General features: G+C 72.7%; 10 protein-coding genes. 4 read left to right on the top strand and 6 right to left on the bottom strand.

Going from position 1 to position 11,904, the window contains the following annotated elements:
* Nucleotides 1-571: 571 nt before the first annotated feature.
* The gene (gene tyrS / locus ACFYP0_RS33080) at nt 572-1,864 is read right to left on the bottom strand and encodes a tyrosine--tRNA ligase (protein WP_386998510.1); all 1,293 of its coding nucleotides are present in this window, start codon (nt 1,862-1,864) and stop codon (nt 572-574) included.
* A gap of 100 nt (nt 1,865-1,964) precedes the next feature.
* Between tyrS and ACFYP0_RS33075 the strand changes: the two genes are divergently transcribed.
* Nucleotides 1,965-2,354, top strand: coding sequence for a PaaI family thioesterase (locus ACFYP0_RS33075; protein WP_355500010.1), 390 nt, complete (start codon nt 1,965-1,967; stop codon nt 2,352-2,354).
* Between the two features lie 22 nt (nt 2,355-2,376).
* On the opposite strand, the gene ACFYP0_RS33070 is transcribed toward ACFYP0_RS33075, so the two are convergent.
* The 5 genes from ACFYP0_RS33070 to ACFYP0_RS33050 form a co-directional block, all read right to left on the bottom strand.
* On the bottom strand, nt 2,377-3,714 hold the full coding sequence (locus tag ACFYP0_RS33070) for a hemolysin family protein (RefSeq protein WP_386998509.1): 1,338 nt from the start codon (nt 3,712-3,714) through the stop codon (nt 2,377-2,379).
* A gap of 203 nt (nt 3,715-3,917) precedes the next feature.
* Nucleotides 3,918-4,559 carry a hypothetical protein gene (locus ACFYP0_RS33065; RefSeq protein WP_124856574.1) on the bottom strand — a complete coding sequence of 214 codons (642 nt, stop codon included), beginning with the start codon at nt 4,557-4,559 and terminating at the stop codon, nt 3,918-3,920.
* A 9-nt stretch (nt 4,560-4,568) separates the two neighbouring features.
* The gene (locus ACFYP0_RS33060) at nt 4,569-5,069 is read right to left on the bottom strand and encodes a GNAT family N-acetyltransferase (RefSeq protein ID WP_355500016.1); all 501 of its coding nucleotides are present in this window, start codon (nt 5,067-5,069) and stop codon (nt 4,569-4,571) included.
* 38 nt (nt 5,070-5,107) lie between these two features.
* Nucleotides 5,108-6,583: a serine hydrolase domain-containing protein gene (locus ACFYP0_RS33055; protein ID WP_356978600.1), complete on the bottom strand. Its 1,476-nt coding sequence runs from the start codon at nt 6,581-6,583 to the stop codon at nt 5,108-5,110.
* A gap of 52 nt (nt 6,584-6,635) precedes the next feature.
* On the bottom strand, nt 6,636-7,139 hold the full coding sequence (locus ACFYP0_RS33050; protein WP_356978602.1) for an ArsR/SmtB family transcription factor: 504 nt from the start codon (nt 7,137-7,139) through the stop codon (nt 6,636-6,638).
* Nucleotides 7,140-7,314: 175 nt separating this feature from the next.
* Between ACFYP0_RS33050 and ACFYP0_RS33045 the strand changes: the two genes are divergently transcribed.
* The 3 genes from ACFYP0_RS33045 to ACFYP0_RS33035 all read left to right on the top strand — a co-directional run bounded on the left by ACFYP0_RS33045 (nt 7,315) and on the right by ACFYP0_RS33035 (nt 11,889).
* The gene (locus tag ACFYP0_RS33045) at nt 7,315-9,930 is read left to right on the top strand and encodes a cation-translocating P-type ATPase (RefSeq protein WP_386998508.1); all 2,616 of its coding nucleotides are present in this window, start codon (nt 7,315-7,317) and stop codon (nt 9,928-9,930) included.
* Nucleotides 9,931-9,980: 50 nt separating this feature from the next.
* Nucleotides 9,981-10,871: a universal stress protein gene (locus tag ACFYP0_RS33040; RefSeq protein WP_386998507.1), complete on the top strand. Its 891-nt coding sequence runs from the start codon at nt 9,981-9,983 to the stop codon at nt 10,869-10,871.
* Between the two features lie 145 nt (nt 10,872-11,016).
* Nucleotides 11,017-11,889, top strand: a complete 873-nt coding sequence (locus tag ACFYP0_RS33035; RefSeq protein WP_356978608.1) for a universal stress protein — start codon at nt 11,017-11,019, stop codon at nt 11,887-11,889.
* Nucleotides 11,890-11,904 lie beyond the last annotated feature (15 nt).

The following is an 11,904-nucleotide window of genomic DNA, read 5'->3' as shown; positions in this document are numbered from 1 at the left end:
TGACCAGTCCGGGGTATAAATCATAATTGGCACTGGCTTTACAAGCACCCTGTTGAGTTCTCAAAGAACAACCACACACCGACCAGAAGCCCCACTACAGCGGAACCCCAACCGGGGCTTTCCCGTACCGCGACCAGCGCTATCAGCGCCAGGCACTTTTACTACGTTACCCGCTCGTTTCCGCCCTGTCAAACCGATATTTCGCGGTTCGTCGTGCTTCAACCCGATAACGCGGGCACCATGTCGCAACCGGCTTGCGCCGCTCTCGTCATGGATTCGGCAGGCCGGCCGTCGCGATTTCTCGCGACCCGCCCGGTGCCCTGCCGGTTCGTAACCATACCCGGTCGGTTTCGCGGCGCCAAATCCGCCTCGCGGCGTTTCTGGCGGCACCTCCCGGTTGGGGCTCCAGTGGGCGTGCCCACCCGACCCCCTGGCCGTTGGCCGGCGCTCCGGCCGCTTCAAGCTTTCGCCTGTTTCGTCCGTTCCGCGCTGGCAGAGAGAAAGTTACGCGTCCGGCGGGATGATCGTCAAATCCGCCGGACGCGTCCCCCGTCACATCGTCGACAGGTGGCTATTCGCCCAGCTCAACGCCCGCGAACGAACGCTTTCCCCGGCGCAGCACCAGGTATTGCCCATGCAGCACGTCGGCCGGCGACACCCTCGCGTCCACCTCGGTCACCCGGTTGTTGTTCACGTAGGCGCCGCCTTCGGCGATCACCCGCCGAGCCTCCTTGAGGCCACTCACCAGACCGGAGTCCCGCAGCAGACCCGCCACATCCGGCAATTCGCCGGTGAGGCGTACGAGACCTGCCTCGGTCAGGGCCGCGCGCAGGGTCTCCGGCGCCAGCTCGTCCAACGATCCGCGGCCGAAGAGCGCCTGGCTGGCGGCGATCGCCTGTCGGGTCTCGTCGGCACCGTGCACCAGGGTGGTCAGCTCCTCGGCGAGCGCCCGCTGCGCCAACCGGGCCGCCGGTCGTTCGGCTGTCGCCTTTGCCAGCTCCTCCAGCTCGTCGCGGGTCCGGAAGCTGAAGTACCGCAGGTAGCGGTCGACCTCCTGGTCCTCGACGTTGAGCCAGAACTGGTAGAACGCGTATGGGCTGGTCATCGTGGGGTCGAGCCAGACGGCACCGCCCTCGCTCTTGCCGAACTTCGTGCCGTCGGACTTGGTGACGAGCGGCGTGGTGAACGCCTGTACCGGCCCGGCGCCCCGTCGGCGGACGTAGTCGACGCCGGCGGTGATGTTGCCCCACTGGTCGGAGCCGCCGAACTGGAGCTGGCAGCCGTGCCGGCGGTGCAGCTCGAAGAAGTCGTTGGCCTGCAACAGCTGGTAGCTGAACTCGGTGAAGCTGATGCCGGTCTCCAGGCGGGCGCGCACCACCTCCCGCGCGAGCATCTTGTTCACCGGGAAGTGCTTGCCCACGTCACGGAGAAACTCGACGATCGACATCTGGCCGGTCCAGTCCAGGTTGTTGACCAACTGCGCCGCGTTGTCCCCCGTGTACGACACGAAGGGCGCGAGCTGCTCGCGGATCCGCTCCACCCAGCCGGCGATCACCTCGGGCGGGTTGAGCGACCGCTCGGCGCTCTCCTTCGGGTCGCCGATCTGCCCGGTGGCACCGCCGACCAGCAGCAACGGGCGATGGCCGGCGAGTTGCAGCCGGCGGGCCATGAGGACCTGCATGAGGTTGCCGACGTGCAGGCTCGGCGCGGTGGGGTCGAAGCCCACGTAATAGGTCGCGGCACTCCCACCGTCGAGCAGCTCGCGCAGCTCGTCGAGGCCGGTCGAGTCCTGGATCAGGCCACGCCAGAGCAGGTCATCGGTCAGGGAGGCCCGCCCGGGGGGCGGGAGGCTGCTGTCGGTCACGGTCACCGATTCTCCCCCATCGCCGGCACCGACCCGTACCGGGTTTGGCGCAACCCGCCCCGGCTAGGCTTGCGCCCCGTTGATCGAGGAGGGCTTTGCCATGGAGATTCCGGATCTGACGGGCGGTTTGGTCGCCCTGCTCGGCCTCAAGTTCGAGGAGGCGAGCGCCGACCGAGTCGTCATCAGCTGGCAGGTCCGCCCGGAGCTGCACCAGCCGTTCGGCATCCAGCACGGCGGGGTGTACTGCTCGGTCGTGGAGTCCGCGGCCAGCGTGGGCGGCGCCCTCTGGCTGGCCGACCGGGGCACGGTGGTCGGCGTGTCGAACCAGACCGACTTCCTGCGGGCCGTCCGGGACGGCGAGCTGAGGGCGGTCGGCACCCCGGTGCACCGGGGCCGCAGCCAGCAGCTCTGGCAGGTGGAGATCACCGACGCCGACGAGCGGCTGGTCGCCCGTGGTCAGGTCCGGCTGCAGAACCTCTCGCCCGCCTGAGCGACGGCATTCGCCGGACGGGTCAACTGCGGGCCTCGTCCAGCATCGGCTCCGTGGGCTGGTCGGTATCGACGTCGACGTCGGCCTCATCGGGTACGCGGCTGAGCCGTACCTCGGTGATCGCCCGGTGGTCGATGCCGGCCACCACCAGCACCCAACCGTCCAGCGTGACGTCCTCGCCGGCGACGGTGGGGATGTGCCCGAGCCGGGCCAGCACCAGCCCGGCGACGGTGGTGTAGTCGCCGTCCGGGCGCGACGGCAGCTCCACGCCGATGTCGGGCAGGTCGTGCACCGGGAAGGTGCCGGGCAGCAGCAGCGCACCGTCGGGGTCGCGCCGCACCGAGCGCACATCCCGGTCGGTCTCGTCGTAGATCTCGCCGACGATCTCCTCCAGGATGTCCTCCAGCGTCACGATGCCGTCGACGGCGCCGCGCTCGTCCACGACGAGCGCGATGTGCTGACGCTCGGCCTTGAACTGGCGCAGCGCCTCCACCACCGGTAGCGAGTCGGGCAGCAGCATCGGCGGTCTGGCGATCTCGTCGACCGGGCGGTCGTCGGGCACACCCACCAGGTCACGCAGGTGGATCACTCCGGCCGTGTCGTCCAGGCCGCCGTGGCGCACGACCGGAGCCCGGGAGTGCCCGGTGGCGGCCAGCACGAGCCGCGCGGCCTCCGCGGTGGTTCCGCTGTCGAGCGTGAAGACCTGCAACCGGGGTACGAGCACAGCCCGCAACCGCCGGTCGGCGATCTCCACGGCACCCGCGATGATGGTGCGCTGCTCCTTGGTGAAGCCGTGGTTGCCGGCGACGATGTCGCGCAGCTCGTCCGGGCCGATCTCCTCCGGCTCGTGTTTGGGGTTGAGCCCGACCAGGCGGACCACCACGTCGCTGGTGGCGCCGAGCGCCCAGACGGCCGGCCGGGTGAGGCTGGCGAGCACATCGAGTGGGCGGGCCACCAGCAGCGCCCACCGCTCGGCGGACTGCATGGCGATCCGCTTGGGCGCCAGCTCGCCGAAGACCAGGGTGACGAAGGTCAGCGCGAGGGTGACCGCCACGATCGCCACCGTCTCGGCGGCGTTGCCGAACACCCCGAGCAGCGGCACCAGGGGTTTGGCCAGCGAGACCGCCGCGGCGGCGGAGGCCAGGAACCCGGCGAGGGTGATGCCGATCTGGATGGTGGCCAGGAAGCGGTTCGGGTCCTTGGCGAGCCGGGCCAGCACCCGCCCGGCCCGGCTGGTGCGCTCCAGCCGCTGGATCTGGCTGTCTCGCAGCGACACCAACGCCATCTCGCTGCCCGCGAAGAGCGCGTTGATCACGACCAGGACTCCGACCAGGGCCAGTTGGCTCCCGTAGCTCTGCACGCCCGGTTCGCTCCCTCGTGGTGGTGGCACCGGCCGCTACGCGCGGCACCCGCCGGTCGGCGAGCCCGCCCGGCGTAGGCGTGTCTTTGCCCCGTCCGGCGCCGGCCGAATCCTGCCCGGGCGAGGCTACGCCGAATCGGACGTCGGTGACGCTACGCCGGCTGGGGCGTCGGCGACGCTACGTCGGCTGGAGCGACGGTGAGTTACGCCGACTGGGGCGTCGGTGACCCCGGCAGGTCGAGGACGTACGAGTCGCCCTCCGGCCGGAAGCCGAGCCGGTGGTAGTAGGGGGCCACCATGCGGGGCGGGCTGACCACCCGGTGGAAGCCCCGTTCGGTGAACAGGTGGCTGCGCCGGTAGACGAACTCGCCCGGGGTGAAGTCACGGAACTTCGGGGTCACGTAGTCCAGGTCGATCTGGGCGACGCCGGGCGCCTCGGCGTGCGACAGCACCACGCCGACCACCTCGTCGGCCGTGACCACGAGGAACGCCGAGCGCCCCGACGCGTCCGGGTCCCAGTGGAAGCCGGGGTTGAACCGGGCGATGTCGGCGGCGTGCACCCGCAGCGTGTGCGCGAGGAACTGGTCGTCGACACCGACCTCGACCACCTGGTAGGTCTTTTCGTCGTGCCGGGTGGCGAGCATCCCGCGCAGGTACCAGATGTTGATCACCGCGAGCACGATGTTGAGGCCTACCATCGGCCAGACCTCGATCGCGGCGTTGTAGCCGATCAGCACGAAACAGCCGACGAGGTTGAGCGCCCGCAACCGCAGGACGCGCGACTGCAGCAGCGACCAGACCAGCACCGCGGAGCCGGCCCAGCCGACGAGATCCAACCAGTTCACGCCGCGAGACTAGTGCCCGCCCAGGTCAGGGCCGTCGGCGGGCAGCTCGAGCAGCCACTCCTCGACGTCTTCGCCGCGGCCGTTGGCGTACCCCGAGTCTTCACCGACCACCACGAACCCGCACTTGCGCAGCACCGCGAGGGAGGCGGCGTTGTCCTTGGCGGCGCGGGCGTGCACCGGTCGGGGCAGCTCGCGCAGCAGGGCGGCCAGGGCTGCCGTGGCGTGGCCCCGACCCCAGCGTTCCGGGTTGATCCAGTAGCTGACCTCGGTCTGCCCCTCGACCGGGAAGGCGCTCACGTAGCCGACCACCTCGCCGTCGACCTCGACGGTGCGGACCAGGTTCGCCGGGTTGGTGAGCACCCGGGCCCAGTGTGCGGCGAACTCCCGACGGTCGGACGGGTCCTTGGGGCCGAACGCGGCCATCCGGTTGGCCTCCGGGTCCTGCTGGTGCAGGAAGAACTCGACGAGGTCGTCCTCCAGGACCGGGCGCAGCCGCAGATCAGCAGTCATCGGCCGAGGGTACGCAACGGCGGGCCCGCGCGGCTCGCTCAGTCGCTCACGGCGGCGACCGCCAGCACGGCGGCAAGCAGGGAGCTGGCCACCGACAGCAGGCGACGCCACGGCACCCGCGCGTCGACCACCGGCAGGGCCGACCACCGGGTCACGGCCAGGGTCGCTCCCGCCGCGGACAGACCGGCCCCGAGCGGCCAGAGCCAGACCGGCACCACCGACCAGTCGCCCATCCGGTGCGCCAACCCGAGGTAGGCGAACGCCCACACCACCGCCGCCACCAGGGTCACCCGGTCCAGTTCGCGGCGGCGGGCGGTGCCGAGCAGGGACAGGCCGCCGAGGAAGGTGAACGCCACTGCGAGACCGGCGCCGATCCAGACGGGAGCCGCCGGTGCCGCCTCCGCCGCCTCCCTCTCCGGTACGCCGAGCAGTCGCAGCCCGATCGACTCGACGCCCTTGTCGGTGTTGCCGAGCACCACCACCGCCCTGCCGGTGGCCCGTTCGAGGCCGATGTAGGACCCGAACCCGCCGGTCGCGCCGTTGTGCCAGACCACCTCGTGGTCGCCGTGCCGGCTGGTGAACCAGCCGTACCCGATGCGGGTGTTCTGGTCCTCACGGAAGCGGGCGTTGGTGGCGTCGGCGCCGGGCGCGGTGCCGGCGAGGGTCGCGGCGGCCAGCCGGCCCAGGTCCTCGGCGGTGGACCAGGGGCCGACGCCGGCCGGGGCGTACCCGACTCCCGACCAGGTGTCGAGGGGCCGGCCGGAGGCCCGGCCGCCATGGGCGCGGCCGGACGGCAGGTCGTCGGCGTGGGTGGCGATCACTGTGGCGTTCATGCCGAGCGGTTGGAGCAGCCGCGCCCGCAGCAGATCGGCGTACGCGACGCCGGCTTTCGCCGCGATCGCGTGGCCGAGCACGGACGGCCCGAGGTTGGAGTAGTGGACCTCGCCGCGCTCGTCGTCGTCGGGGGTGACCCGGTCGGCGGCGCTGCGGATGGCGTCGATGTCCTGCCCGCCGTACGGGTTGCCGCCGGACACGTTGGACCAGAGGATGCGTGCCCAGCCCAGGATGCCGTCGGGGGCGAGCCGGGGCAGGCCGGCGCGGTGGCTGGCCAATTCGGCGAGCGTCACGTCGCGGGCGGGGCCGGTGACCGTGGGCCAGGTGGCGCCGAGAGGGTCGTCGGGGCGGACGACGCCGGCGGCGGCCTGGTCGGCGAGGAGCATGCCGGTGAGCGCCTTGGTGACCGAGCCGATCTCGAACGAGGTGCCGGGCTCGACGGGCTGGCCGGTCCGGTCCCGGTCACCCAGGCCGGCGGTGCGGATCCGGCCGTTCTCGACCAGTGCGACGGCGAGGCCGCGGTGCCCCGACGGGTCGCGTACGGCCGCGCGTGCGGCGCCGGCCAGGTCGGCATCGCCGGTGGTCTGCGCGCCGAGGCGGGCCACCCGGGGCATGAGCGCGATTCCGGCGAGGCCGGCGATCAGCGCGACGACGATGGTGATCACGGTCGTCCGGCGCATGGTGCTTCTCCCTGCTGTTTGTCGTGGGGGCGGTCGGTGCTGCGGGCGTGGGTCAGCGGCCGGCGGCGGTGAGGATGGCCAGCAGGGGCACCACGCGTTCGGCGGGGACCGCGTACCGGCCTCGGCCGGTGCTGCGCAGCCAACCGGCGGCAGTGATCTGGCGCAGGTGGTGATGCAGTTGGCCGGTCGTGCCCAGCTCCTCGATCTCGGCCAGCTCGCTGGTGCTCTGCCGGCCGTCGAGGATCTCGCGGAGCAGCCGCAGCCGCACCGGGTGGGCCAACGCGGAGAGCGTGCTGGCCAGTTCCGTCCAGTCGGCGGCGAGCACGTCGTCGACCGTGCGGCCGTACTGCCAGTCGTAGTGCTGGCCGGCGACGCGGACGGTGCCGGTGTAGAGGACCGCGCCGGTGCCGTCGGGCGGCAGCCGCTGTTTGAGGCCGTCGAGTGCCCAGAACGTGCCCTCGGATGCGGGGGGCGCTGGTGGCGCCGCCGTCAGGCGCTCGCTCAACGCGGCGACCTGGGTCTCCAGCGCGGCGAGCCGCGACTCGATGGTGGTCATACGTCGATACTACGCACAAACGTATTTACGTACAACCCGGTGTCTGGGGCGTCCAGAGCGGGGCTTTGGTCCCGAGCCTCTCGGGCGCAACGCCTCTGCCCGGCGTGATCACGCAGCGGGATGGTGAGACGGACGGCGTGCCGGTGTCGCGCCGCGCGGGACGGGGAGGTCAGTGGTGGCGAAGACCGGCGGTCCGGGCCGGACGCTGGAGGGCACGATCGATGTGCCCGTAGCGGTCGGCCTCGATGCGGCAGAGGCCGCCGCCCGGTTACGGGCGAACGGACCCAACGCGGTGGCGCCGCCACCGCGCCGGCATGCGGCCGTACGGGTGCTGCACCAGCTCACCGACCCACTGGTGGCCCTGCTGCTCGCCGCCGCGGTGGTGACCACGGTGCTCGGCGACTACCCGGACACCGCGGTGATCGTCCTGGTCGTGCTGGTGAACACGATCATCGGGGTGGTGCAGGAGATCCGCGCGGACCGCGCCATCGCGGCGCTGGGCCAGCTCGCCGCACCCACCGCCCGGGTGGTCCGTGACGGCCGGGACCTGGCCGTCCCCGCCGCCGACCTGGTCCAGGGCGACCTCGTCCGGATCGAGGCCGGTGACATCGTGCCGGCCGACCTGCTGCTGGTCGAGGCGAACCGGCTGCAACTGGATGAATCCGCGTTGAGTGGTGAGTCGGTACCGGTGGGGCGGACCGTCGGTCAGGAGGCGCTGGCCGGGACGGTGGTCACCACCGGACGCGCGGACGGCACGGTGATCCGGACGGGTCCGGCGAGCGCGTTGGGTCGGATCAGCACCCTGGTGGCGGGCACCCGGCCCGCCGCCACTCCCCTGCAGCGCCGCCTCTCCGCCCTGGGCCGCACGCTCGGATTGGTCGCGGTCGCGCTGTCAGGGCTAGTCTTCGCGATCGGGTTGATCAGCGGTCGGCCGGTGGTCGACATGGCAATCACGGCGGTGAGCCTGGTCGTCGCGGCGGTACCCGAGTCGCTGCCGGCGGTGGTGACCCTGGCGCTGGCGCTGGGCGCGCGCCGGATGGCCACCGCGCGCGCCATCCCGCGTCGGCTGCACGCGGTGGAGACGCTCGGCTCGGTGACCGTGATCGCCTCCGACAAGACCGGCACCCTCACGGAGGGGCGCATGGCGGTGCAGCAGGTCGCCACCACCGACGGGGCGCGGTACGAGGTCACCGGCAGCGGGTACGCCCCGCACGGCGCCGTGCACCAGGATGGCGCGCCGGTGCCCGTACCTGAGGAACTCCGCCGGCTGGCGCGGGCCGGGCTGCTCTGCAACGACGCCGCCCTGTCACCCCCGGATGACGAACGACGCGACTGGGGCGCCGTGGGCGATCCTCTCGAAGCGGCGCTCGTGGCCTTCGCGGCCCGGTGCGGCCTCGACCCGCACGACACCCGCGCCGCCTGGCCACGGGTCGCCGAGCACCCGTTCGACCAGGCCCAACGGCGGATGGTCACCGTGCACCGCTCCTGCGACCAGCGCTATCTCGTGGTCTGCAAGGGCGCCCCGGAGAGCGTCCTCACCACGCCCCTGCTCGACGCCACCGACGACGAGATCGCCGCGCTGACCCGCACCGCCCACCGGCTCGCCGGGGAGGGCCTGCGGGTGCTCGCCGTCGCCGCCGCCCTGGCGGACACGTCGCCGGACCCTGCCGCGCCCACCGGCCTGCGCCCGCTCGGGCTGGTCGCCGTCGGTGACCCGCTGCGCGCCGGCGCGCCCGAGATCGCCGAGAGCCTCGACGCCGCCGGGGTACGGCTGCTGCTGATCACCGGCGATCACCCGGCCACCGCCGCCGCGATCGGCTCCCAGCTCGGTCTGTGGCACGACGGTGATCCTCTTGCCCGCGGCGACGACGGCTCGACGGCGCACCCGGACACCCGGGTCTTCGCCCGGACCCAACCGGAACAGAAGCTCGACATCATCGCGGGCCTGCAGGCCCGCGGTCACGTGGTCGCGATGACCGGCGACGGAGTCAACGACGCGCCGGCGCTGCGCCGCGCCGACATCGGGGTGGCGATGGGTGGCGGCACCGAGGTCGCCCGGCAGGCCGCCGACCTGGTCCTCGTCGACGACGACCTGTCCACAGTGGCCGCCGCCATCGGTGAGGGCCGCCGCATCTACGACAACATCCGCCGGTTCCTGCGCTACGCCCTCTCCGGCGGGGTGGCGGAGATCCTGGTGATGCTCATCGGCCCGCTGTTCGGGCTGGCCGTACCACTGTTGCCCGCACAGATCCTCTGGATCAACCTGCTGACCCACGGCGTGCCCGGGGTGGCCCTCGGTGCCGAGCCAGCCGAACCCGGCACCCTGCGCCGGACGCCCCGCTCGCCCCAGGAGTCGGTGCTCGGCGCCGGGCTCGGTCGGGACGTCCTGGTCACCGGCGCGCTGATCGCCGCCGTGGTGCTCGGCGCCGGTGTGGTCGCCGCCGCCCGGGAACTGCCCTGGCAGTCGGTGGTCTTCGTGGTGCTCGGGCTGGCCCAGCTCGGCGTGGCACTGGCCGTCCGGGCACCCCGGCCAGCGGGCGCGCGGCGCGGCAACCCCGGCCTCCTCGTCGCGGTCGCAGTGTCGGCACTGCTGCAGGTCGGCGGGGTGCTGTTCGCCCCGCTGCGGGACCTGCTCGGCACCGACCCCCTGGCACCGACCGTGCTGCTGGCCTGCGCGGTGGTCAGCGCCCTGCCCGGGTTGGTGCTGCGGCTGACCCGTCGCCGTCCGACACCGCCGAGCGACCGGGTCGACGGGACCAATGGCCCCCGGTTACTTACCTTCCGCCCCTGACCGTCCGGCCCGCACCGCAGGAGGATGAAGACGGAACTAAGGAGGACGTGATGACCAACAGATCCGGTGCCCCCGTGGTGGTGGCTGTGGACGGCTCGACATCGGCGCTGGAGGCGGTGCGGCTCGCCGCCCGGGAGGCCGCGACGCGCGGCCGCCCGCTGCGGGTGGTGCACGCGTTCATCTGGTCGCTCTACGGCGTGTCGTTGACACCGGCGCCGGGCGCTCCCGTCAACGCCGGGTTCCGGCACCAGGCGGAGCAGTTGGTCGCCGAGGCGGTGACCGAGGCCGGCAAGGTCGCACCGGAGGTCGCCGTCACCGGCGCGGTCGTCGAGGGCGCGGCCGCGCCGGTGCTGCTGGCCGAGGCGCGGGACGCGGCCCTGCTGGTGCTCGGCAGCCGGGGCCTGGGCGGCTTCGGCGGGCTGCTGATCGGCTCGGTAGCGGTGCAGGTCTCCGCCCACGCCGACTGCCCGGTGCTCGTCGTCAAGGGTGAGGCCCGCGCCGACGGGCCGGTCCTGGTCGGAGTCGACGGCTCGGCCCTGTCCGCCCAGGCTCTGGGGTTCGCCTTCGAGGAAGCTTCGCTGCGGGACACCGAACTGGTGGCCGTGCACGCCTGGATCATCCCGGTCGCGCCGAGCGACCTCCTGCCGGTGGCCTACGACGTGGAAGCGCTCGCCGCCGAGGAGGAGCGGGTGCTCGCCGAGGCGATCGCGGGCTGGTCCGAGCGTTACCCCGACGTGCCGGTACGGCGCCGCGTGGCGTACGGCGCCCCAGCGCGGATGCTCGTGGAGGAGTCGGCCGCGGCGCAGCTCACCGTGGTCGGTGCACGCGGCCGTGGCGCGCTGGCCGGCATGCTGCTCGGCTCGGTGAGTCACACGGTGCTACATCACTCGCACAGCCCGGTGGTGGTCGTGCGGCACCGCCGCGAGGATCGGAAGGACTGACACCTCCTCCCCCTCCGCGCCGGCCGTTCCCCCAACGGCCGGCGCGGACCGCGTTCGCTGTCACGTCACAACGCCTGGCCGGCGCGTTCGGCGCCGTGACGGCTGCGAACCGCCGACAATGACCTGACCGACCCAGGGAGCGCCGATGAACCGACCTGTCGTGGTGGGCGTGGACGGATCGCCGTCCAGCCTCGTCGCCGCCGAACACGCGGCGCGGGCCGCCGTGCTCCGCTCCCGACCGCTGCTTCTGGTGCACGGCTATCTGCATCCGTCCGGCTACGGCGTGCCATTCAACCCGTACGACCTCGGGGTGCCGGCGCCGTCGGAGGAGGCGCAGCAGATGTTGGAGCGCACGGCGGCCGAGCTGACCGGCCGGTGGCCCGGCCTCGCCGTCGAGGTGCGTCAGGTCCTCGGGGGCCCGGGGGCCACCATGATCGAGGAGTCCCGCCGGGCGGATCTGGTCGTGGTGGGCAGCCGTGGCCTGGGCGGGTTCACCGGGCTGCTACTCGGCTCGGTCGGCACGCAGGTGGCCGCGCACGCGCACTGCCCGGTGCTGGTGGTCCGCCCGGACGAGCAACCGATCCCGGTGGACGGTCCGGTGCTGGTGGGCGTGGACGGGTCCGAGTCGTCCCGACTCGCCGTGGGTCTGGGCGCCGACGAGGCGGCGCTGCGGGACGTGCCGCTGGTGCTGGTGCACGTCGGTCCTTCGGACGGGAACCGGGCGGTGCCGGAGGACATCGAGGAGTCGCAGGCCGCGTACCAGGCCGAGGTGGTGCGACTCCTGGCCGACGCCTCCGCCGTGGTGCGCGCCGACCACCCCGACCTTGTGGTCCGCGAGCATCCGGTCCGGGCGACCGGCGCGGCCCAGGGGCTCATCGAGGCCAGCGGCACGGCGTCGCTGCTGGTCGTGGGCACCCGGGGCCGGGCCGGGTTCGCCGGTCTGCTGCTCGGGTCGGTCAGTCAGGCGGCGATCCAGCACGCGCACTGCCCGGTGCTGGTCGCCCACCCGGTCAGCTGACCGGCGCTGGTCACC

It is taken from the genome of Micromonospora arida, from assembly GCF_042873195.1.
GTDB classification, from domain to species: domain Bacteria; phylum Actinomycetota; class Actinomycetes; order Mycobacteriales; family Micromonosporaceae; genus Micromonospora; species Micromonospora arida.
The sequence above is the reverse complement of the archived record's forward strand: the minus strand, read 5'-3'. Positions and strand labels throughout refer to the sequence as shown.

Bases quoted from the DNA above. Each gene is read 5' to 3' on its own strand.
- ACFYP0_RS33075 (WP_355500010.1), top strand. From the start codon at position 1,965: ATGGAGATTCCGGATCTGACGGGCGGTTTGGTCGCCCTGCTCGGCCTC.
- ACFYP0_RS33060 (WP_355500016.1), bottom strand. From the start codon at position 5,069: ATGACTGCTGATCTGCGGCTGCGCCCGGTCCTGGAGGACGACCTCGTC.
- ACFYP0_RS33055 (WP_356978600.1), bottom strand. From the start codon at position 6,583: ATGCGCCGGACGACCGTGATCACCATCGTCGTCGCGCTGATCGCCGGC.
- ACFYP0_RS33050 (WP_356978602.1), bottom strand. From the start codon at position 7,139: ATGACCACCATCGAGTCGCGGCTCGCCGCGCTGGAGACCCAGGTCGCC.
- ACFYP0_RS33040 (WP_386998507.1), top strand. From the start codon at position 9,981: ATGACCAACAGATCCGGTGCCCCCGTGGTGGTGGCTGTGGACGGCTCG.
- ACFYP0_RS33035 (WP_356978608.1), top strand. From the start codon at position 11,017: ATGAACCGACCTGTCGTGGTGGGCGTGGACGGATCGCCGTCCAGCCTC.